Origin of the sequence: Streptomyces antioxidans (assembly GCF_000968685.2) — a bacterium.
In the GTDB taxonomy this organism is placed as follows: Bacteria; Actinomycetota; Actinomycetes; order Streptomycetales; family Streptomycetaceae; genus Streptomyces; species Streptomyces antioxidans.
In genome coordinates this window covers 1-21,664 of sequence record NZ_LAKD02000133.1, presented here as the reverse complement: position 1 = coordinate 21,664, position 21,664 = coordinate 1, and the positions used below count along the sequence as shown (strand labels likewise).

The following is a 21,664-nucleotide window of genomic DNA, read 5'->3' as shown; positions in this document are numbered from 1 at the left end:
CCGCCCTACTTCAGCTGCGACGCGGTGTAGTAACCCTGGTCGACCAGCACCTGGGTATTGGACTTGTCGACGCTGACCGGGTTGAGCAGATAGGTCGGCACGACCTTTTCGCCGTTGTCGTAGGACTTGGTGTCGTTGACCGGGGGCTTGCCGCCGGTCAGCTCCGCCTTGGCCATGTCCACGGTGGCCTTCGCCAGCTTGCGGGTGTCCTTGTAGATGGTCTGGGTCTGCTGGCCCCGGATGATGGACTTCACGGAGGCGAGCTCGGCGTCCTGCCCGGTCACCACCGGGTACGGCTTGGACTTGCTGCCGTAGCCGACACCCTTGAGCGCCGAGAGGATGCCGATGGACATGCCGTCGTACGGCGACAGCACGGCGTCGACATCGCGGCTGCTGTACGCCTTGTTGAGCAGGTCCTCCATCCGGTCCTGGGCGGCGCTGCCGCTCCACTTCTCGGTGTAGAGCTGGTTGAGACTGGTCTGCTTGGAGCGGACGACCAGCTCGCCCTTGTCCAGGTACGGCTTGAGCACCTTCATGGCGCCGTTGAAGAAGTACTTGGTGTTGTTGTCGTCCGAGGACCCGGCGAACAGCTCGATGGAGAACGGGCCCTTGCGGCCCTTGGAGAGCCCCAGCTTGTCGGCGATGTACTGGCCCTGGAGCCTGCCGACCTTCTCGTTGTCGAAGGTCGCGTAGTAGTCGACGTTCTTGGTGCCCAGCAGCAGCCGGTCGTAGGAGATCACCGGGATGTTGGCCTCATGCGCCTGCTTCAGGACGTCGGAGAGGGCCCCGCCGTTGATCGGCGCGACCACCAGCAGCCGATGGCCCTTGGTGATCATGTTCTCGAGCTGGGACACCTGGGTACGGACGTCGTCCTCGCCGTACTGGAGGTCCGTCTTGTAGCCCGCGGCCTGGAACTGCTTGGCCATGTTCCGGCCGTCGGCGATCCACCGCTCGGAGGACTTCGTCGGCATCGCGATGCCGATCGTGCCTCCCTTTTCCTTGCTCTTGTACCGGCTGCCGCCGACCGCCTCCTGGCCACAGGCCGTGGCGGTCAGCGAGAGCGCGAGGAGGCCGGCGCCTATCGCCGCGGCTCGTGCTCCTCTTACCGTGCGCATGGTGTTGGGGTCCTTCCCTGGGGCGTCGTTGCGTGGGGGACGTCAGGAATCGAGCTGGTCCGCACCGGCGGTGAAACGCCGCAGCGGACCGGGCAGCCGGGAGCCGGGCGGGGACATCCCGCCGTCCGCGCCCAGCCGGGTGAGCAGGTCGAGCACGAGCCGCCCGCGGCGCACCCGTTCACGGGCGCTGCCCAGCGCCACGTCCCGCAGCTGGGCGCCGTACGGGTAGATCCCCGGGGACCTGCTGAGCCCGAACTTCAGGTAGAGGGGGGCGCCGCGCCGGATCAGCTCCGCCGCGTCATAGATCCGCACATAGCCGCCGAGGTCGTCCGGGGCCTCGACATAGAAGTCCAGCGGGGCGCGGGAGACCCGGCGGATCTCGGTGAGGTGCTCCAGCGTCAGGTCCGAGGGGATGTTGATGGAGTCGGCCCCCAGCTGCTCGTACACCGCGAACGAGGCCGGGTTGACCGGGCCGACCAGCGCGGACAGCTTGAAGGTGGTGTCCGCGGGCAGCTGGCCGCCCGCCCGCAGCCGGTTCAGCAGCCACAGCACCCCCTCGTCGGCCACCAGCAGGCACTTCACGCCCAGCGAGACCGCGCGCAGCGCGTCCTCCACACAGCCGGCCACCGCGTCATGGCCACGGGCGCGCAGCCCCCCGCCGCCGGAGTCGGAGCGGGTGGCGGCGCCGATGTCCCAGGTGCCGCGGGGGCCGGTGAACAGGCACAGCTCGGCGTTCCGTTCGGCGCAGCTCTCCACCATCTCGGTGATCTCGGCATCGGTGAGCATCCAGACGCCGCTGCCCTGGCTGATCCGGTGGATCGGCACCTCCAGCCGCCCGGCCTCCTTGAACACGGTGGCCAGCGCCTCCGGGCCCTCGACGGAGGGGATCTCGGTGCGCCAGGTGCCGCCGTCGGGGAAGGTGTGCGCGGAGGCGTCGGCGGGGTCGGGGGCGGGCGTGGCGTGGCCGAGCGACGCGAGGGCCGCTTCGGCGGGGCGGCGGGGGCCGGAAGAGGCGGGTGAGGCGGCGGTCACGGTGCTCCCTGTGGAGTGCTGGCCGGTGGTCCGGTGTCCGGCTGGTGCTGCCCAGGACATCGTTGTCCGGGTGGGGCTGGGGTGATGACTAGAGACGGTCCGAAGGGCTGGTGGGATGACTGGAGCCGCGGGCGGGGGCTTGACGTCCGGCACATGCGCTAGTCGAGCCCCCGCGGTCGCAGCAGCACCTTGCCGACGGCCGGATCGCCGCTGCCGACCAGCTCGACCGCCGAGGCGAAGTCGGTCAGCGGCAGCTCATGGGTGATCAGCGGCCGCAGGCTCAGCAGCCCCGCGTCGAAGACCCGTACGGCGTGCGCCCAGGCGGCGGGCGGGGCCCCGAAGACGGTCCGCACCTCGAGCTGGCGTACCACCAGGTCCGTGGGGTCAAGACCCTGCGCGCCCGCCGCGGGGAGGCCCGTGAGCACCAGTCGGCCGCCCCGGCGCAGCAGCGAGGCGGAGGTACGGGCGGCGGAGGCCGATCCGGCGGTCTCGATCACCACGTCATAGCCCGAGAGCTGGTCGGACAGTTGGTCCCGGGTGCGGAACTCGGTGCCGCCGAAGGACAGCGACAGCCGTTCCCGGTCCGGGCGGATGCCCACCACCAGCAGCCGCCCGGGGGAGACGGCGGCGAGGAACTGTACGGCGATCATGCCGAGCGTGCCGGTGCCGACCACCGCGACCCGCTCCCCGGGCTGGGCGCGGGCCTTGAGCGCGGCGGCGGCGACGCACGCGGCGGGCTCAAGCAGGGCGGCGGCGCCCAGGTCGGCGTCGTCGGACAGCGGGTGCAGCAGCCGGGCGGGCAGGGTCAGGGTGTCGGCCATGGCCCCGGGCTGGGTGAAGCCGGTCTCCTCGTACCCGGCCGTGCACAAGGTGGTGTCCCCGGCGTGACAGCGGTCGCACACCTGGCAGTTGCGGAACCCCTCGCCGACGACCTTACGGCCGACAAGCGCCTCCGGGACGCCCGCGCCGACCGCCTCGACCGTCCCGGACCACTCATGGCCGGGGGTGACGGGGTAGCGGACGTACCCCTCGGGCCGGTTGCCCTGGTACAGCTCGCGGTCGCTGCCGCAGATCCCGGAGGCGTGGATCCGCACCCGCGCGTCATGGGGGCCGGGCGCGGCCTCTTCGGCGGCGGTGCCGGTCTCGACGAGACGGAACGCGCCGGGGGCGTCGAGGACGAGCGCGGTCACCGCCGTCCGCCCTTCGGGTCCCGCCTCTCCCAGCCCTCGGCCCACAGGTCGAAGTGGGCCTGCTGCTGGGGGAATTCGGCCGCGGCGTCGGTGTCGAGCTCCACGCCGAGACCGGGCTCGTGGGGGAGCTGGAAGTAGCCGTCCACGACCTGGGGGGCGCCCTTGACCACCTTCTTGATCTCCGCGTCGGCGAAGTCGTTGAAGTGCTCGAGGATCTTGAAGTTCGGAGTGCAGCCCGCGAGCTGGAGCGACGCGGCGGTCAGCACCGAGCCGCCCACATTGTGCGGGGCGATCAGGACGTAGTGGGTCTCGGCGGTGGCGGCGAGCTTGCGCGCCTCGCCGATGCCGCCGATGTGCCCGACGTCGGGCTGGATGATGTCGGCGGCCTGTGACTCGAACAGCTCGCGGAACTCGATCCGGTCGTGGATGCGCTCCCCCGTGGCGATCGGCAGCCGCGTCTTCTCCGCGACCTTCGCGAGCGCCTTGAGGTTCTCCGGCGGCACCGGCTCCTCCAGCCATGACGGATTAAACCGCTCCAGTTCGCCCGCGATCCTTACGGCGGTCGCCGGGCTGAACCGCCCGTGCATCTCCACCAGCAGCTCGGCCTCCGGGCCGATCGCGTCCCGTACGGCCTCCACGAGGGAGAGCGAGTGCAGGGTCTCGGCGTGGTCCAGCTCGAAGTGGCCGGTGCCGAACGGGTCGAGCTTCAGCGCCCGGTAGCCCCGCTCGACCACCGTGGACGCCGCCTTGTGGAACGCCTCGGGGGTGCGCTCCACGGTGTACCAGCCGTTGGCGTACGCCTTGACCCGGTCGGTCACCTTTCCGCCGAGCAGCTGCCAGACGGGCACCCCGAGGGCCTTGCCCTTGATGTCCCAGCAGGCCATCTCGACACAGGCGATGCCGGACATCACGATCTCGCCCGCCCGGCCGTAGTCGCCGTACTTCATCCGCCGGACCAGGTCCTCCACCGCGAACGGGTCCGATCCGGCGAGGTGATTGGCCTCGGCCTCGCGCAGATAGCCCAGCAGCGCATCGGTCCGCCCGAGCATGCGGGTCTCGCCGACGCCGGTGATCCCCTCGTCCGTATGGACCTGCACATAGGTGAGGTTGCGCCAGGGCGTGCCGACGACATGCGTACTGATACCGGTGATGCGCACAGCAATCGACCCTTCGCGGTGTTCGAGATTTCGTCACACGTTCGAAATGTTGACGTGACGGTAGTAAGGGTCCATCAGGGGTGTCAATGGTTGTGCGTCGCATGACGTTCGAACGTGACAACCCATCATGACCGATCAAGAACCATCATGACCGATCATCGCGTCGGGCGACATGCCTGCCGGAATGTTCGTTGGGGAATGGTTGGGCGGCGGGGCTCAGCCCCTGGTGTGCGAGAGCAAACGGACCGGGGTGACCTCCCGCACATGGAGGAGGGCATCGCACCAGTCCGTGAGCGATCCGCCGGAGAGGTGGTGGGCGGCATCGTCGGCGGGGTCGTAGCGCGGGCCGATCAGGCGGGTCCTGGTCGGTGTGGTGAGCCAGGTCCGCACCGGGACCGGGCCGTCGGCGCGCGGGTCCAGGAGATAGGCGTCCAGCGCGGTGCCCCCCAGGGTCGCGTCAGCGAACTCCGCGGGCGGCTCGGGTACCGGACCGGGGGCCATGCCGTGGTGGAAGGTGAGGCCGATGGACACGTAACCGGCCCCGAACCGTTCGCGGAGGTAACTGCCCGCGTTGCGGTGCGTCATCGGCGGCGAAGCGGGCGGGACGGTCCGCGGGGTGCCGTCGACGGTGTGCGCGAGACCGCCCCAGTAGACGATCCGGTCCGCGGTGTCCTCGTGCCACCGGATCGTGTCCTCGGCCATACCCCGCTCGATGCGGGCGAGGCCGTCGGGCAGGGCGAGCTGGGCCAGCTGCTCCCGTGCGGTGGGGGCGTTGTCGACGAATCGGACCGGGTCATCGGGGTGGCGCCGGTTGAAGGAGCGCAGCCAGCGGACGACGCCGAGGATCTCCTCGGTCTGCCAGAACGGCCGGGCCTCGGCCAGCAGCGCCCGGGGGTCGCCCGCCCCGGTGCCGATGTACTCGGCGAGGCCGATCCGCGACGGGTTGTCCCCTTCCAGCGCGAGCGAACGGAATCCCCGTTCCTCGACCAGCAGCCGGACGATCCGGTGCGAGAGGGCACTGAGTTCATGGGTCTGACGGGTCGAGGCGCCGATGGCCACGACCTTCGCGTCGCACACGATGTCGAGCAGCGGCTCGAGATCGGTCAGCGGCGCCTCGGGATCGAACGTGGTGAGGCGATGAGCATGATCCTCGATCCATCGAGTCACCATCTCGGTCATGGCCGGACCTCCTTGATCGGAAATGATTGGTTCCGGAACGTGCCCGGCCGTGGCCGACGCGGCGAAAGCAGGCTCGGAGCGGGCGGGCTCGGAGAGCAGGCTCGGACCTCAACCAAGGTTGAGGTCAAGCCAAGGGGCGAACGGCGGCTACGAACCGCTTCGCTGCGCCGTCACCAGGACCTCGCCCGCCGTCGTCCGGTCGTACAGGACCGATCGCCCCGCCCGCCGCCTGCGGACCAGCCGGGCCTCGCGCAGAACGCGCAGATGGCCGCCGATCGAGCCCAGGGTCCCGCCGGTGAGGGCAACCAGGTGGGTGGTGCTCTTCGGGGTGTCCAGGAGGCGCAGAACGCTCGCGCGGGCCGGGCCGAGAAGCCGGGCGAGGGGGTCGGCGGCCGGCCGCGGGTCGGATACGGCGAGGGCGCCCGCGCAGGGGTAGGTCACGGCGTAGCGGTGCGGCGCGTCCCAGGAGACCCATCCGGCGGCGGGCGTGACGGGGACGAAGAGCAGCTGGGCGCCGTGGACCGCGCGGGGCGGGTTGTCGTGGGCGTTGATCTGCAGGCGGCTGCCGCCCAGCCAGCGCATCCCCGGCCGCATGCCGTCCAGGACGGCCGCCCAGCCGCCCTGGCTCATCTGGTCGGTGCGCGCCACCACATCGGCCTCGATGATCCGGCGGCGGCGCGGCCATGTGGGCCTTACGGCTGCCGTCCACACCCACTCCAGCAGCTCGGCGAGGCGCCACGGCAGATCGTCGCGGCACAGCGCGGGCGGGAGCGGGGAGCGGCCCAAGGAGACCGTAAGGTCGTCGCGGGCGGCGGCGGGGGCCGTCGTACGGACCCGGGCCAGCTCCTCCTCGAAGGACGGCTCGCCCTCGCCGGGCGGCGCCTGGGTGAGGAAGTCAGCGAGCCAGGTGCGGCCCAGCGCGGCCCGTACCAGCAGCGCGGTCACCGGGTCCTCGGCCAACCGCGCCTGGTAGCCGGGCAGATGGGCCGCGAGCCAGGCCCGCTCGCCCGGGTGGGCGGCGCTCGCCCGCTCCAGGGTGATCAGCGCCGCGGTGGTCTCGGCCAGGGGGGAGAGGACGAACCGGCCGCCCGCGAGCGTGTCCGCGTCCACCAGCCACAGCCCCATCCGGCCACCCCCGCCGCCACCTCGTGGTCGCGCGTTGTCGCGTCGTTTCGCATCCGTGCGAAACATTAACGCCGCCGCGCGGCGACTCCCGAGCCTGAGGCCATGCGCACCTATCGAGAGGTGTTCCGGGCCCCGGAGTTCACCCCGCTGTTCCTCATCTTCGCCACGCAGGTGGCCGCCTCGACGGCGAGCGGGCTCGCCCTCGGCACCCTGGTCTACGCGGCGACCGGCTCACCGCTGCTCTCCGCGCTCAGCATGTTCGGCCCCTCGCTCGCCCAGGTGGCGGGCGCGCTGGCGCTGCTGTCGGCGGCCGACCGGCTGCCACCGCGCGCCGCGCTGTCCGGGTTGTCGGCGCTCTTCGCCCTGGGGACCGCCGCGCTGGCCCTTCCCGGGCTGCCCGTGGCGGCCGTCCTCGCCATCGTGTTCGGGCTCGGCGCGGCGGCCTCCCTCGGCGGCGCCGTCCGCTACGGACTGCTCACCGAGATCCTGCCCAAGGACGGCTATCTGCTGGGCCGTTCGGTGCTCAACATGTCGGGCGGCACCATGCAGATCGGCGGCTACGCGGCCGGTGGCCTCCTCGTGACCGCCCTCTCGGCGCGCGGCACCCTGCTCACCGCCGCCGCGCTGTACGTACTGGCCGGGGCCGCCTCGCGGTTCGGCCTGAGCGGGCGTCCGGCCCGGGCCGGGGGGCGGCCCTCGGTAGCGGAGACCTGGCGGGTCAACGCCCGGCTGTGGTCCTCCGCGCCCCGCCGCCGGGTCTACTACGCGCTCTGGGTGCCCAATGGGCTGATCGTCGGCTGTGAATCCCTCTTCGTGCCCTACGCGCCCCGGAACGCCGGGCTGCTCTTCGCCGTGGGCTCCCTCGGCATGCTGATGGGGGACCTCGTCACCGGGCGGCTGCTGCCGCCGCACCTGCGGGAGCGGCTTGCGGCGCCCCTGCGGCTGCTGCTCGCCGCGCCGTATCTGGTCTTCGCGGTGCGTCCGCCGCTGCCGCTCGCGCTGGCCGCCGTCGCCCTCGCCTCGATCGGCTTCTCGGCCACGCTGGGGCTCCAGCAGCGGCTGATGGCCCTGACGCCGGACGGGATGAGCGGCCAGGCCCTGGGGCTGCACTCCTCCGGCATGCTCACCATGCAGGGCGTGTCCGCCGCCCTGGCGGGCGCGCTGGCCCAGCCCACCTCACCGGCGGTGGCGATGGCCGTCCTGGCGGCGGTCTCCGTGGCCGTCACCCTGACCCTGGCCCCGGGGCTGCGGGGCGACGACCCCGGGGCGCAGCGGCCTCAAGCGGCCCCGCCGGAGGGGTCGATCGAGGAGTCGGCCCGGGAGGGACGAGCGCCGTAAGGGCGGGGCGGGCGCCGTAAGGGTGGCGTTGGCGCGGTAAGGGGGCGGGCGAGCACGGTAAGGGCGGGGCGGGCGCCGTAAGGGTGGCGTGGGCACCGTAAGGGCGCGGGTGAGCGCCGTAAGGGCGTCATCGGGGCGGCCGTGGGCGGTGTGCCGGGGTCAACCCGGCGCCCGGCGGCCACCCGTTGGGCGGTGCCGGACACGCCGCACGGGGGTGAGGCTCCCCCGGACGGGTTCGCCCGCCCGGTAGCTGTACGGGCAACTGAACTCCCGCACCAGGAGGTACATCCGTCCATGCGCAACCGCCGCCGCGCCCTCGGCGCCCTTACCGTTCTTCTCATGGCCGCCCCGGCCGCCCATGCCGCGTCAGCCGGGCCCGCCGGGCCCGCCGGACCCGACCGGCCCCGTCTGCCGCTGCCCTGGACCGACGACCTGACCATCGACCGCACCGGGAACGTCTCCCCGGACGGATCCGTCACGCTGTACGGCAGCTACCGCTGCGTCCGGGAAGGGGCGGGGTACGCGCGGGCGACCGTGCTGGTCACCCTCACCCAGGACGGGGAGCGCCACGGCCTCGGCGGCTACAACGCCGTCTGCGACGGACAGCGGCACCGCTGGCTGATCGACGCGGCGAACGTGGGGCCGTACCAGCCGGGACCGGCGGACGCCGAGGGCACGCTGTTGCGGTTCGACGCCGGTGGCTCCTTCGTGCCGGTGCCGAGGAGCGCGGTCGGGGTCGAACGGGAGGTCAGGCTGGTGGGCGGCGACGGCTGAGCCGCCGTCACGGGACGGCGGCGGCGTCCGTAAGGCCGTCACGTACGGCCGCCGCAGGGCCGCCGCGCACCGTACGGCCGTCACGCCCCGGCCGCTTCGTCTCCCTGCCCCAGCAGGGAGACGAAGGCCCGGAAGAGGGCGGGCATGTCCACCGCGTCCCGGTCGTGCAGCCACTGGAACTGGAGCCCGTCCATCACCGCCACCAGCAGCGGCGCGGCGGCCTCCGGGGTGAGCCCGCCGGGGAGCCGGTCGCCGAACTCGCCGCGCAGGATGGCCGCCATGTCGGCGCGCACCCTGTCGTAGCGCTGGGTGAAGAAGCCGCGCGCGGGGTGGTCGCCGGTGACGCTCTCGCCGAGGAGCGCGGAGAAGGTCTGGACGACGCCGGGGCGCATCGCGTTGTACTCCACCAGCGAGGCCAGCAGGTCCAGCGGCCATATGTGCTCTCCGTCGTGCCGCGCGGAGCCGGTGTCCCACTGGTCGCGCTCCTCGAGCACGGCGATGAGGAGCGAGTCCTTGGTGGGGAAGTAGTGGAGCAGCCCCTGTTGGGTGAGGCCCACCCGCTCGGCGACCGCCCCGAGGGTCGCGCCCCGGTAGCCGCGCTCGGCGATCACCTCGAGCGCACGGCGGACGATCTCCGCCCGTCGTTCCTCACCCCGTCTGGTACCGCGCTCGGTCGCCCTCTCCATGCCCGTACCGTAGAGCATGTTTGATAACGAGTCGATAACGGTACCTACCTGGCAACAGGTTCTCGGGTCCACCATGGCCCCGGACGAGGACCGGACGGGACCCGCACCGGGAGGGGCGAGCGATGGCGGACGCGATCGGCGAGGGCAGCGAGGGCTACGAAGGGGGCGAAGGCGGCGAGGGGGGCACGGCCGGAGCCGTGGTGGAGAAGGCCCTCGGCCTGCTGGACCTGGAGACCAAGGCGCGGCTGCTGTCCGGGCAGGACATGTGGAGCCTGCCCGCCGTTCCGGCGATCGGGCTGCGGTCCCTGGTGATGTCGGACGGCCCGATCGGCGTCCGCGGCGTCCACTGGACCGCGGACGACCCCTCCATCGCCCTGCCCAGTCCCACCGCGCTCGCCGCGACCTGGGACCCGGAGCTCGCCCGGCGGGCGGGGCGGCTGCTCGCGCAGGAGGCGCGGCGCAAGGGCGTCCATGTGCTGCTCGCGCCGACGGTCAATCTGCACCGTTCCCCGCTGGGCGGCCGCCACTTCGAGGCGTACAGCGAGGATCCGCATCTCACCGGTGCGATCGGCACCGGCTATGTGACGGGTGTGCAGGACGGCGGGGTGGGCACCACCGTCAAGCACTTCGTGGCCAATGACGCCGAGACCGAGCGCTTCACCGTCGACAACGCGATCGGTGCGCGGGCGCTGCGCGAGCTGTATCTCGCGCCCTTCGAAGCCATCGTCAAGAACGCCCGCCCCTGGGGCGTCATGGCCGCCTACAACGGCGTCAACGGGTCGACGATGACCGAACACCGCGCGCTTCAGCGGGGGGTGCTGCGCGGTGAATGGGGCTTCGACGGCTTCATCGTCTCCGACTGGCTGGCGGCCCGTGACACCGTGCGGGGACTCAAGGGCGGGCTGGACGTCGCGATGCCCGGCCCGCGGACCGTCTACGGCGAGGCGTTGGCCGCCGCGGTGCGCGACGGCCGGGTGACCGAGGCGGAGCTGGACGAGGCGGTGCGGCGGCTGCTCACCCTGGCCGCCCGGGTCGGCGTCCTGGACGGCGCGGCCCCGGCCGTCGCCCCCGCCGACCGGCCCGGTCCGATCGACGGGGAGGCGCTGGCCCGCGAGATCGCCCGGCGCTCCTTCGTACTGCTGCGGAACGAGGCCGCGGGCGGCGGGGAAACCGTGCTGCCGCTGGAGACCGGCGCCCCCGGCGGGGTGCGGTCGCTGGCCCTGATCGGCGCCGCGGCGCGCGACGCCCGGGTGCTGGGCGGCGGCTCGGCGGTGGTCTTCCCCGACCATGTGGTCTCCCCGCTCGACGGGCTGCGGGCCGCCCTGCCGCCGGACGTTCGGCTCAGCTACGCGGTGGGCGCCGACCCCACCGATGAACTCGCCCCCGCCGCCCAGGGGTTCGCGCTGCGCGCGGTGGTCAGGGCCGCCGACGGGCGGGTGCTCGGCGAGTCCCGGCTGGCCAGTGGGCAGGTGCAGTGGATCAGCGACTTCCCCGACGGGGTGAGCTTCGAGGAGCTGCACACCGTGGAGACCGTCGGCACCTTCACCCCGCGCGAGAGCGGTGCCCACTCCTTCGGCACCAGGGGGCTGGGCGGGCTCCGGCTGACCGTGGCCGGAAAGGTGCTCTTCGAGGGGGAGGAGCTTCCGGCGGACGTCGACGACCTCTTCGAGGCGTTCATGGGCTCCCCGGTGCCCCGGGGCCAGGTGGAGCTCACCGCGGGCGAGCCGGTGGAGGTCAGCCTCAGCTGCGCGGTGGCCCGCCCCGAGGACGCCCAGCTCGACGCCGTCTGCTTCAGCCTGCTGCACCGGGCGCCGGAGCGGGACGCCGAGGAGCTGATCCAGGAGGCCGTCGCCGCGGCCTCGGCGGCCGAGGCGGCCGTGGTGGTGGTCGCCACCACCGAGCGGGTCGAGAGCGAGGGGTTCGACCGTCGGCATCTGCGGCTGCCGGGCCGTCAGGACGAGCTGGTGCGCAGGGTCGCCGCCACCGGCACCCCCACCGTGGTGGTGGTCAACGCGGGTTCTCCGGTCGAGATGCCCTGGCGGGACGAGGTCGCCGCGGTGCTGCTGAGCTGGTTCCCGGGCCAGGAGGCGGGGGCCGCGCTCGCCGACGTCCTGCTGGGCGCGGAGGAGCCCGGCGGCCGCCTGCCCACGACCTGGCCCCGGCGGCTCGAGGACGCCCCGGTCAGCACGGTCACACCCAGCGAGGGCCGACTGGTCTACGAGGAGGGCGTGTTCATCGGCTACCGCGCGTGGGAGCGGCGGGCGGGGACCGCTCCGGCGTACTGGTTCGGACATGGCCTTGGCTACACGGACTGGGCGTACGAGGCGATGGACTTCACCCCCGCGGAGGGCGAGGACGAGACGCTGGGCACGGTGACCGTGCGGGTCCGCAACACGGGTGCCAGGGCGGGCCGTGAGGTCGTACAGCTCTACCTCACCGTGCCGGAGAACGACACGGAGAACGACGCGGAGAACGGCACGGGGGGCGATACGGAGAACGACGCCCAGGACGCCACCGCGCGCGGCGCCCAGGACGTCGCCCAGGGCGACGGCGAGGATCGCCCGGTGCGGCGCCTCGCGGGCTTCGCCTCGGTCACCGCCGCTCCGGGCGAGACGGCGGAGGCGGCCATCCCCCTGCCCCGCCGGGCGGCGGAGATCTGGGACGAGTCAACGGGCGCCTGGCGCCTGATCCCGGGCGCCTACACGGCAGAGGCGGGCCGCAGCGTAGCCGACCGCCGCCTGTCGTTCCCGGTGCCCGTGCGGACGACCGCCTGAGCTACGCCGTCCGGCGCGCGGCGAGGCTGCTCGCGTCCGCCGGTCAGGGGGCGGCCGACGCATCGCGACGCCTGCGGCGGACTGTTCCCCTCCGCTCCCCGCCCCTCCCCGAACCTGTGGCTCCGCCCCAGCCCCCGCCGGGCCGGGGCTGTGCCCCAACCCCGGGGCCAGGGGCGCGGTCCCTGCCGTGTGGCGGAGCCGCGTATGGGGAGGGGTGCCCCGCGCCCGGCGTCCGGTCAGGAGCTGGGCCGCGGGGCCTGGGGTCAGGGTGAGGCAGCGGTGATGCGGCGGTAGGCCATGTCGGCCAGTTGCGCCTGGCCCGCCTTGCTGGGGTGGAACCAGTCCCACTTGCTCAGCTCATGCGTGGTGAAGCGGTACTTGTGCACCGCCGGGTCATACCGGCACAGCACATCCCGCCCGCACACGTCCTTCAGCACCTTGTTGTACTCGGTCACCCGGTCCGACACCCGCTGTCGGCGGTCGTTGGAGGCCGCGTCCAGGTGCTCGGAGTCCTTGAGCATCGATGGGCAGATGCCCAGCTTCCAGATCTGCCGCCCGAAGACGTTCTTCCGCCCCTCCGACCACAGCCGCTTCAGATCCGGCACGCTGGCCACATACACCTGGGTCTTGGGCAGATCGCGGCGCAGCCGGGTGAGCGCCGAGGTGAAGGTGGTGCGGAACTGCTCGGGGGAGGTCATGTCGTCCACCGAGTCCCGGCAGGCGTCATTGGCGCCGATCATCACGGTGATCAGCTTCGGCTTGCGGGCCGCGGCCGCCTCGATCTGGCCGGGCAGGTCGGCCACGACCGCGCCGGTCTTGGCGAAGTTCCAGGCGTGGGTCCCCGCGCCGGCGGTGGCGGAGGGCAGCAGCCGCTGGGCGAGGCTCTCCACATCGGTGCCGGTGGACCACGACACCTCGGGGCAGTCGGAGAGCACCGAACAGGCGTCGAAGCCACGGGTGATGGAGTCGCCCACGGAGGCGATCGAGGTCGGCCGGGTGTTCCAGACGACGGCCCGCTTGGCGCCCGGGGTCTTCGCCGCGCGGGTCGGCCCCTGTCGGGAGGGGTCGTCCGAGCTGCCGAAACAGCCCGCGGAGCTCAGCACGGCGGCGGTGGTGAACAGCACCACGCCGGCGCGTCCAGCGGTGCGCCCTGCTGTACGCCCGGCGGTGCGCGGGGACGGGCGCACGACCGTACGCGTGGTCGAGGAAGCGGCCGCCGGACGCTTCCGGCGTGTCGCACTGACCCGCATGGCTGTTCCCCCTCCGGCTGTTGGGTGATATCTATCCGGACCGACGGTACGTCACTCCTCCGGCTGACTCGCACGGTACGTTTTTCTTGTGCCAGATGAGCGCCGTCCCGGCGACCTGACGCGCTATGCGGTACCAGCACATTACGCCCCGTCACATCCTGTCCACTTTCTAGAGAATTCTGCACGATAAATTTCACTGAAGGTGACGTCGAGACTGGTGTGGGAGTGATCACTAGGGCAGAATGTGATCCGATGTCCCGGGCGGGACCGGTACGGGCGCGAGGCCGCTGGGGAAGGCGCACCTCGAACCGCACAGGAGGCACCGGTGACGACCCGTGGAGTTCTGTATGTGCACTCCGCTCCGCGCGCGCTGTGCCCGCACGTCGAATGGGCCATCGCGGGCGTCCTCGGCGTGCGCGTGACCCTCGACTGGATCAAGCAGCCGGCGGCGAACGGCACCTGGCGTGCCGAATTCTCCTGGCAGGGCGAGGTCGGCACGGCCTCCAAAATGGCGTCAGCGCTCCGCGGCTGGCATCTGCTGCGCTTCGAGGTGACCGCCGAGCCCTGCGCCACCGCCGAGGGCGAGCGCTACAGCTCCACCCCCGAGCTCGGCATCTTCCACGCGGTCACCGGAATGCACGGCGACATCCTGATCCCCGAGGACCGGCTGCGCGCCGCCCTCGCCCGCTCGGCCCGCGGCGAGAGCGATCTCGAGGCGGAGATCGCCAAGCTGCTCGGCAAGCCCTGGGACGACGAGCTGGAGCCATTCCGCTACGCGGGTGAGGGCGCCCCGGTCCGCTGGCTGCACCAGGTCGTCTGAGCGCCGACGGCTCCGCCGCGGCTGTGTCGAAATGCGGCTCCGCCGCGTGGGTGACCAGCCACGACGCGGCCGTGGAGGAACGATCACACCTCGCGCCACTTCCCGCGGAGCGCTTAGCGTGGCGGAATGACCGAACAACACCCGGCAATGTCCGTCGCGGTCCTCGGCACCGGCATCATGGGCTCCGGAATGGCCCGTAACCTCGCCCGCTCCGGGCTTGAGGTCCGTGCGTGGAACCGCACCCGAGCCAAGGCGGATCCCCTCAGCGAGGACGGCGTACGCGTCACCGACACCCCGGCGGAGGCCGTGGACGGCGCCGATGCCGTCCTGACGATCCTCTTCGACGGCGCCGCGGCCCTCGACACGATGCGGCAGGCCGCCCCGGCGCTGCGCCCCGGAACCGCATGGGCCCAGGCCACCACGGCGGGTCTGGAGGCGCTGGAATCGCTCGCCGCGTTCGCCCGTGAGCAGGACCTCGTCCTCATCGACTCACCCGTGCTCGGCACCAGGCAGCCCGCGGAGAGCGGACAGCTGCTGGTGCTGGCCGCCGGGCCCCACTCCGCCCGCCCGGTCGTCTGGCCGGTTTTCGACGCCATCGGCAGCCGTACGGTGTGGGTCGGCGACAGCGCGGAGGGCGCCGCCGCCACCCGGCTCAAACTGGTGCTCAACAGCTGGGTGCTCAACGTCACCCACGCCACCGCCGAGGCGGCAGCGCTCGCCAAGGGGCTGGGCGTGGACTGGCAGGGCTTCCTGGACGCGGTCGAGGGCGGCCCGCTGGACAACGGCTATATGCGGGTCAAGTCCGCCCAGGTGTTCCGGGGCGACCTCGAGCCCAGCTTCGCCACCAAGACCGCCGAGAAGGACGCCCGGCTGATCGTGGAGGCCGGGGAGCGCGCCGGAGTGCGGCTGGACCTGGCGGCCGCGGGCGCGGAGCGGTTCCGCCGCGCGATCGCGGCGGGCCACGGCGACGAGGACATGGTGGCCTCGTACTTCGCCAGCTTCGACGGCGAAGCCCCCTGACGCGGAAGCGGCCCCGCCCCTGACGCGGAAGCGACCTCCCTGACACGGAAGCGGCCCGCCTCCGGCCGGGGCCGGGGGCGGGCCGCACCCGCGTATCGGCGCCTCACGGCGCCGAGCGGTCAGACCGTGCTGAAGGCCAGCACCACATTGTGGCCGCCGAAGCCGAACGAGTCGTTCAGCGCCACGAGCTGGCCCTCGGCCGGGAGCGCCCGCGCCTCGCCGGTCACGATGTCCGCGTCCGCCTCCGGGTCAAGGGAGCCGATGTTGATCGTCGGCGGGGCCAGCCGGTGGTACAGCGCCAGCACGCTGGCCACGGTCTCCACACCGCCCGCGCCGCCGAGCAGATGGCCCGTCATGGACTTGGTGCCGGAGACCGCCATGTGGTCCACGTCGTCGCCGAACACCTTGCGCAGCGCCTTGATCTCCGCCAGGTCGCCCTGCGGGGTCGAGGTCGCGTGCGCGTTGACGTGCACGATCTCGGAACCGCTGACGCCGGTGTTCTCCACCAGGTTCTGCAGCGCGTTACCGATGCCGTTGCCGGACGGCTCCGGCTGGGTGATGTGGTGGGCGTCGGCCGAGATGCCCTGGCCGATGGCGCGCGCGTACACCCGGGCGCCGCGCGCCGCGGCGTGCTCCGCCGACTCCAGGACGATGGCGCCCGAGCCCTCGCCCATCACGAAGCCATTGCGGTTGACGTCGAACGGGCGCGAGGCGCCCTGCGGGTCGTCGTTGTTCTTGGACATCGCCATCATGTTGCCGAAGGCGGCGATGGGCAGCGGATGGATGGACGCCTCGGTACCGCCCGCGACGACCACATCGGCACGGCCGGTGCGGATCATCTCGATGGCGTAGCCGACGGCCTCGGCGCCGGAGGCGCACGCGCTCACCGGGGTGTGCGCGCCCGCGCGGGCGTTGAGGTCGATGCTGACGTTCGCCGCCGGGCTGTTGGGCATCAGCATCGGCACGGTGTGCGGGGAGACCTTGCGGACGCCCTTCTCGCGCAGCACGTCGTACTGGTCGAGCAGGGTGGTGACCCCGCCGATACCGGAGGCCATGACCGCGCCGAGCCGGTCGGGGTCGACCGAGGAGTCCTCGCCCGCCTTGGCGGTGAAGCCCGCGTCCGCCCATGCCTCACGGGCCGCGAGCAGCGCGAACTGCGCGGAACGGTCGAGCTTGCGGGCCTGCGGGCGCGGAATGACCGTGCCCGGCTCCACCGCGACCCGCGCGGCGATGCGGACCGGCAGCTCGGCCGCCCATTCCTCCTCCAGCAGGCGGACACCGGACCGGCCGGCCAGCAGGGCCTCCCAGGTCGACGGGGCGTCGCCACCCAGCGGCGTCGTGGCACCAACACCGGTGACGACCACGGTGCGATTGGTCGAGTTCACAGGAATTCCTACTCCACGTGTAGAAGGTGCTGGACCTGCCACCGCACGGGCGGCGACGACCGGCCTCGGTACGGGCTCAGCCCTGGTGCTTGAGGATGTAGTCGACGGCGTCGCCGACGGTCTTGAGGTTCTTGACGTCGTCGTCCGGGATCTTCACGTCGAAGCGCTCCTCGGCGGCGACGACCACCTCGACCATGGACAGCGAGTCGACGTCCAGGTCATCGGTGAAGGACTTGTCCAGCAGGACGTCCTCGGTCGGGATACCGGCGATCTCGTTGACGATCTCGGCGAGACCTTCGAGGATCTCTTCCTGAGTGGCGGCCATTGCGGCGCTCCTTCTTCGGTGTGTTGCGGTGGTGGCGCAGCGTCCGGTTTCTATGGAGCTGCGTGGATATGGACTATGGAGCCTAAGGGAGGGTAACGACCGTCGCTGCGTAGACGAGACCCGCTCCGAATCCGATGACGAGCGCGGTGTCGCCGCTCTTCGCCTGCCCCGTCGCCAACAGCCGCTCCATGGCGAGCGGGATGGAGGCTGCCGAGGTGTTGCCGGTGGTCTCCACGTCACGGGCGACCGTGACGTGCTCCGGCAGCTTGAGGGTTTTGATCATCGAGTCGATGATCCGCATGTTGGCCTGGTGGGGGATGAACGCGTCGAGCTCGTCCGCGCTGACCCCGGCCTCGTCCAGGGCCTGCTGGGCGACCTTCGCCATCTCGTAGACGGCCCAGCGGAAGACGGCCTGGCCCTCCTGGTGCAGCGCCGGGTAGCGCACCTCGGCGGCGTTCTGCTCGCGGTAGACGTCCCAGGGCAGCGTCTGGGTGATGGTGTCGGACTTGTCGCCCTCCGACCCCCAGACGGTCGGGCCGATCGCGGGCTCCTGGGAGGGGCCGACCACGACGGCTCCGGCGCCGTCGCCGAACAGGAAGGCCGTCGCCCGGTCCTCCAGGTCGGTCAGGTCCGAAAGCCGCTCGACCCCGATGACCAGCACATGCTCCGCGGTGCCGTCGGTGATCATGCCCTTGGCGAGGGTCAGCCCGTAGCCGAAGCCCGCACAGCCCGCCGAGATGTCGAACGCGGCCGGCTTGTTGGTGCCCAGCAGATGCGCGATCTCGGTGGCGACGGCCGGGGTCTGCTTGAAGTGCGAGACCGTCGAGACGATCACGCCGCCGATCTGCTCCGGCGTCAGACCGGCGTCGGCGATGGCCTTGCCCCCGGCCTCCACGGACATGGTGGCGAGCGTCTCGTCCGGGCCGGCCCAGTGCCGGGTGGCGATGCCCGAACGGGAGCGGATCCACTCGTCGGAGGAGTCGATGTGCTTGAGGATCTCCTCGTTCGGCACCACCCGGGTCGGACGGTAGCCACCGACGCCGAGAATGCGCGCGTATGGGGCGCCCTTACTGGGCTTGATCTTCGCGGTCATGCTTCTCGGAGCTCCTCTTCGGCCGGGGTGTCGACGGGAACGGCGTGCTCCGCGATCAGCGCACGGGCCGTGTCGAGATCGTCCGGAGTCTTCAGCGCCACATTGGTGACGCCCGGCAGCGCCCGCTTGGCGATGCCGGTGAGCGTGCCGCCCGGGGCCATCTCGATCAGCCCGGTGGCGCCCAGCTCCTGGAAGGTCTCCATGCACAGATCCCAGCGCACCGGGTTGGACACCTGGGCGACCAGCCGCTCGATCACCCCGGCACCGCTCGCCACGACCCCGCCGTCCCGGTTGGAGACGTAGCGGGTGCGCGGATCGGCCACCGGGATCCCCGCGACCAGGGTCTCGAGGGCGGCGACCGCCGGGGCCATGTGGTCGGTGTGGAACGCGCCGGCCACCTTGAGCGGTACGACGCGGCGCACCCCCTCGGGCTTGTCCTCGGCCAGCGCCGCCAGCTGCTCGGCGGTGCCCGCGGCCACGATCTGCCCGGCGCCGTTGACGTTCGCCGGGGTCAGTCCGTGCTTGTCGAGGTGGGCGACGACATCGTCCTGCTCACCACCCAGTATGGCGGCCATTCCGGTCTCGGTGCGGCTCGCGGCCTCCGCCATGGCGAGTCCGCGGCGGCGGACCAGCACCATGGCCGCTTCGTCGGTGAACACACCGGCGGCCGCGGCCGCGGTGATCTCGCCGACGCTGTGGCCCGCGACGGCGCCGATACGGTTCGGCAGCTCCGCGAGACCGGTCGCGCCCGCGCCGCCTCCGCCGTCCCCGCCGCCCTCGCCGAACAGTGCGTGGGCGGCGACCAGACCGGCGGCCACCAGCAGCGGCTGGGCCACCGCGGTGTCGCGGATCTCCTCCTCGTCGGCCTTGGTGCCGTAGTGGATGAGGTCCAGCCCGGAGACGGCCGACCACCAGGTCAGCCGTTCGGTGACGCCGGGGAGGTCGAGCCAGGGGGTCAGGAAGCCGGGCTTTTGAGCGCCCTGGCCGGGAGCGACGAGTACGAGCACTCTCACACTCTCTCTTGTGGACGGTCCGGCTCGCCCGTGAGGACAAGGACGAAGAACCGACAGGGGAATTGTGGGGGTCCAACAAACGGTCAGGGCAATATGTTCGCGTCGGCGAGACGTCCCAGGATCAGGGCTATGCGCAGAGTAAACGCCGACCTGACGTCGGAAGGCGACCATCCGGTGACGTCCGTCACACGTCGTAGCCGGTAGCGGACGGTGTTCGGGTGAACGAAGAGCATCCGGGCCGCCCCCTCGAGACTGCTCGCCTGTTCGAGGTACACACTCAGCGTCTCGAGCAGCGCCGAACCGGCTTCCTCCAGCGGTCTGTAGATCTCCTCCACCAACTGCTCACGGGCGGCCGGATCCCCGGCCATCGCGCGCTCGGGCAGCAGATCGTCGGCGAGCACCGGACGGGGCGCGTCCGGCCAGGCCGTGGACGCCTTCAGTCCGGCCGCCGCCGCCCCCGCCGAGCGGGTCGCGGCCAGCAGGTCGGAGACCACGGGACCGGCCACCACCGGGCCCGGGGCATACGGCCCGATCAGCGCCTTAGCCGCCTGGAGCGGATTGTCCGAGCCGCCCGCGACCACCACAAGACGGTCGCCGAGCACCCCGGTGAGCACCTGCAGCTTGGCGTGGCGGGCGGCCCGCCGGATCGCCTCCACGGTCAGCTCGCTGTCCCCGTCCGGGGCGGTGCCCAGCACCACGCACACATGGTCGGGCGAGTTCCAGCCCAGGGCGGCCGCGCGGGACAGCGCGCCCTCGTCCGCCTCGCCGGACAGCACCGCGTTGACCACCAGCGACTCCAGGCGGGCGTCCCAGGCGCCGCGCGCCTCGGCCGCCTGCGCGTACACCTGGGCGGTGGCGAAGGCGATCTCCCGCGCGTACACCAGCAGCGCCTCGCGCAGCACCGACTCATCGCCCGGGGCCGCCACGTCGTCGATCGCCGACTCCATGACCTCGATGGTGGTGCGGACCATCTCCACGGTCTGCCGCAGGGTGATCGCCCGGGTCAGCTCGCGCGGGGCGGTGCCGAACACATCGGTGCTGATCGCCTGGGGTGCCTCGGGGTGGCGGAACCATTCGGTGAAGGCCGCGATGCCCGCCTGCGCCACGAGACCGATCCAGGAGCGGTTCTCGGGCGGCATCGCCCTGTACCACGGCAGCTGCTCGTCCATGCGCGCGATGGCGTTGGCGGCGAGCTTCCCGGAGGACTTCTCCAGGCGGCGCAGGGTGGCACTGTGCGGATGCGGGGTGTTCGAGGCTGGTTCAGGCACGAGGACAAGACTGCCTTATCGGATGGTGAGCGCTGGGGGCGGGAGGCGTACGCGGCGGTAGGGACGGGGCGGTGAGTACGGGGCGGTAGCTACGGAACGGTAGCTACGGGCCGGGGCGGACGGTCAGGGGCGCACTACCGTGGACCGGGTGATGTGGATACAGCGGTCCGGTGAACGGTATCCGGGCGGGGACGGCGCGGGCATCGAGACGCGCCACGCCTTTTCCTTCTCTGGGTACTACGACCCCGGCAATGTGCGCTTCGGCTCGCTCGTGGCCTGCAACGAGGAGCGGCTTGCCCCCGGCGCGGGCTTCGCCGAACATCCCCACCGCGATATGGAGATCGTCACCTGGGTCGTCGAGGGCGAGCTCACCCACGAGGACTCCACCGGCGCGCGGACCGTCGTGCGCCCCGGCGACGTCCAGCGGCTCAGCGCCGGAAGCGGAGTGCGTCACAACGAGCGCAACGCGGGCGCCGAACCCCTCACCTTCGTCCAGATGTGGCTGATGCCGGGCCCGGGCGGCGCCATGGACCCGGTGTACGAGGTGGTGCGCGGCATCGCCGACGGCACCCCGTACGCACTGGAGCGCACCGGGGCGGTGCTGCACGTGCGGCGGCTGGTGGACGGCGAGCGCACCGCGCTGCCGGACGCGCCGTGGGTGTACGCGCATGTGGTGCGGGGGGCGGTGCGGATTGTCGGGGCGACGGGCGGGGGGACCGACGGGGCGACCAGCGGGGGGACCCTCGCCCCCGGTGACGCGGCCCGGATCTCCGCCGCGGAGGGTCTGGAGGGGCGCGCCGAGGGCCCGGCGGAGCTGCTGATCTGGGAGATGCACGCGGAGCCGAGCTACGGCTGAGAGGGTCCGGGGCCCGTACGGTTGGCAGGGGCGAAGCTCTAGCTGAGGGAAGGGGCGGGGAGGGGAACAGCCCACCGCAGGCCTCAAGATCGGCCGGAGCCCCCAGCCCCCAGCCCCCAGCCCCTAGCCCCCAGCCCCCTAGCCCAGCTCCGCCAGGACCGCGTCGGTGAACGTGGGCCAGGCCGCGATCGCCCACGGGCCGAAGGCCCGGTCGGTGAGGGCCACGCAGGCGGCGCCAGCGTCCGGATCTACCCATAGGAACGT

At 72.3% G+C, this 21,664-nt stretch carries 19 protein-coding genes and 1 pseudogene; 6 read left to right on the top strand and 14 right to left on the bottom strand.

Features of this window, described 5'->3' with window-relative positions; all coding sequences use genetic code 11:
• Window positions 1-5: 5 nt before the first annotated feature.
• The 6 genes from chvE to VT50_RS35820 form a co-directional block, all read right to left on the bottom strand.
• On the bottom strand, window positions 6-1,115 hold the full coding sequence (chvE, locus tag VT50_RS35845; RefSeq protein WP_046087649.1) for a multiple monosaccharide ABC transporter substrate-binding protein: 1,110 nt from the start codon (window positions 1,113-1,115) through the stop codon (window positions 6-8).
• Window positions 1,116-1,157: 42 nt separating this feature from the next.
• Window positions 1,158-2,147, bottom strand: a complete 990-nt coding sequence (locus VT50_RS35840) for a hypothetical protein (RefSeq protein WP_046087648.1) — start codon at window positions 2,145-2,147, stop codon at window positions 1,158-1,160.
• A 158-nt stretch (window positions 2,148-2,305) separates the two neighbouring features.
• On the bottom strand, window positions 2,306-3,337 hold the full coding sequence (locus tag VT50_RS35835; protein WP_046087647.1) for a zinc-dependent alcohol dehydrogenase: 1,032 nt from the start codon (window positions 3,335-3,337) through the stop codon (window positions 2,306-2,308).
• Window positions 3,334-4,494: a mandelate racemase/muconate lactonizing enzyme family protein gene (locus VT50_RS35830; protein WP_046087646.1), complete on the bottom strand. Its 1,161-nt coding sequence runs from the start codon at window positions 4,492-4,494 to the stop codon at window positions 3,334-3,336. Before VT50_RS35830 ends, VT50_RS35835 begins: the two co-directional genes overlap by 4 nt.
• Window positions 4,495-4,710: 216 nt before the next feature.
• Complete coding sequence (locus tag VT50_RS35825) at window positions 4,711-5,673, bottom strand: erythromycin esterase family protein (protein ID WP_046087645.1); 963 nt, start codon at window positions 5,671-5,673, stop codon at window positions 4,711-4,713.
• Between the two features lie 147 nt (window positions 5,674-5,820).
• A complete protein-coding gene (locus VT50_RS35820) occupies window positions 5,821-6,798 on the bottom strand; it encodes a hypothetical protein (RefSeq protein WP_046087644.1) in 978 nt (325 codons plus the stop codon).
• A gap of 102 nt (window positions 6,799-6,900) precedes the next feature.
• Here VT50_RS35820 and VT50_RS35815 point away from each other — a divergent pair, with 102 nt between their 5' ends.
• Window positions 6,901-8,136: an MFS transporter gene (locus VT50_RS35815; protein WP_046087643.1), complete on the top strand. Its 1,236-nt coding sequence runs from the start codon at window positions 6,901-6,903 to the stop codon at window positions 8,134-8,136.
• Window positions 8,137-8,430: 294 nt separating this feature from the next.
• Window positions 8,431-8,910 carry a DUF6299 family protein gene (locus tag VT50_RS35810; protein WP_053048650.1) on the top strand — a complete coding sequence of 160 codons (480 nt, stop codon included), beginning with the start codon at window positions 8,431-8,433 and terminating at the stop codon, window positions 8,908-8,910.
• A gap of 80 nt (window positions 8,911-8,990) precedes the next feature.
• On the opposite strand, the gene VT50_RS35805 is transcribed toward VT50_RS35810, so the two are convergent.
• Window positions 8,991-9,614 (bottom strand): TetR/AcrR family transcriptional regulator, encoded by a 624-nt coding sequence (locus tag VT50_RS35805; RefSeq protein WP_420822259.1) that lies wholly within the window; start codon window positions 9,612-9,614, stop codon window positions 8,991-8,993.
• Between the two features lie 104 nt (window positions 9,615-9,718).
• Here VT50_RS35805 and VT50_RS35800 point away from each other — a divergent pair, with 104 nt between their 5' ends.
• On the top strand, window positions 9,719-12,370 hold the full coding sequence (locus tag VT50_RS35800; protein WP_240529447.1) for a beta-glucosidase family protein: 2,652 nt from the start codon (window positions 9,719-9,721) through the stop codon (window positions 12,368-12,370).
• 263 nt (window positions 12,371-12,633) lie between these two features.
• Here the strand turns inward: VT50_RS35800 and VT50_RS35795 are convergent, their stop codons facing one another.
• Window positions 12,634-13,620: an SGNH/GDSL hydrolase family protein gene (locus VT50_RS35795; protein WP_206269542.1), complete on the bottom strand. Its 987-nt coding sequence runs from the start codon at window positions 13,618-13,620 to the stop codon at window positions 12,634-12,636.
• A 325-nt stretch (window positions 13,621-13,945) separates the two neighbouring features.
• Between VT50_RS35795 and VT50_RS35790 the strand changes: the two genes are divergently transcribed.
• Window positions 13,946-14,440, top strand: a complete 495-nt coding sequence (locus VT50_RS35790) for a DUF3145 domain-containing protein (RefSeq protein ID WP_046087641.1) — start codon at window positions 13,946-13,948, stop codon at window positions 14,438-14,440.
• Between the two features lie 126 nt (window positions 14,441-14,566).
• Entirely contained in the window at window positions 14,567-15,460 is an 894-nt protein-coding gene (locus VT50_RS35785; RefSeq protein WP_046087640.1) for an NAD(P)-dependent oxidoreductase, read from the top strand.
• Between the two features lie 119 nt (window positions 15,461-15,579).
• Here VT50_RS35785 and VT50_RS35780 read toward each other — a convergent pair whose 3' ends face one another.
• From VT50_RS35780 to VT50_RS35760, 5 genes are all read right to left on the bottom strand, one after another.
• Window positions 15,580-16,845 carry a beta-ketoacyl-[acyl-carrier-protein] synthase family protein gene (locus VT50_RS35780; RefSeq protein WP_046087639.1) on the bottom strand — a complete coding sequence of 422 codons (1,266 nt, stop codon included), beginning with the start codon at window positions 16,843-16,845 and terminating at the stop codon, window positions 15,580-15,582.
• 76 nt (window positions 16,846-16,921) lie between these two features.
• The gene (locus VT50_RS35775) at window positions 16,922-17,170 is read right to left on the bottom strand and encodes an acyl carrier protein (RefSeq protein WP_020871568.1); all 249 of its coding nucleotides are present in this window, start codon (window positions 17,168-17,170) and stop codon (window positions 16,922-16,924) included.
• 82 nt (window positions 17,171-17,252) lie between these two features.
• Window positions 17,253-18,263 carry a ketoacyl-ACP synthase III gene (locus tag VT50_RS35770; RefSeq protein ID WP_046087638.1) on the bottom strand — a complete coding sequence of 337 codons (1,011 nt, stop codon included), beginning with the start codon at window positions 18,261-18,263 and terminating at the stop codon, window positions 17,253-17,255.
• Window positions 18,260-19,270: an ACP S-malonyltransferase gene (locus VT50_RS35765; protein ID WP_046087637.1), complete on the bottom strand. Its 1,011-nt coding sequence runs from the start codon at window positions 19,268-19,270 to the stop codon at window positions 18,260-18,262. Before VT50_RS35765 ends, VT50_RS35770 begins: the two co-directional genes overlap by 4 nt.
• An 89-nt stretch (window positions 19,271-19,359) precedes the next feature.
• Entirely contained in the window at window positions 19,360-20,544 is a 1,185-nt protein-coding gene (locus tag VT50_RS35760) for a PucR family transcriptional regulator (RefSeq protein WP_046087636.1), read from the bottom strand.
• A 151-nt stretch (window positions 20,545-20,695) separates the two neighbouring features.
• Here VT50_RS35760 and VT50_RS35755 point away from each other — a divergent pair, with 151 nt between their 5' ends.
• On the top strand, window positions 20,696-21,400 hold the full coding sequence (locus VT50_RS35755) for a pirin family protein (protein WP_046087635.1): 705 nt from the start codon (window positions 20,696-20,698) through the stop codon (window positions 21,398-21,400).
• 138 nt (window positions 21,401-21,538) lie between these two features.
• On the opposite strand, the pseudogene VT50_RS40820 reads toward VT50_RS35755, so the two are convergent.
• Window positions 21,539-21,664, bottom strand: a pseudogene (locus tag VT50_RS40820) (serine hydrolase); the annotation flags it as partial.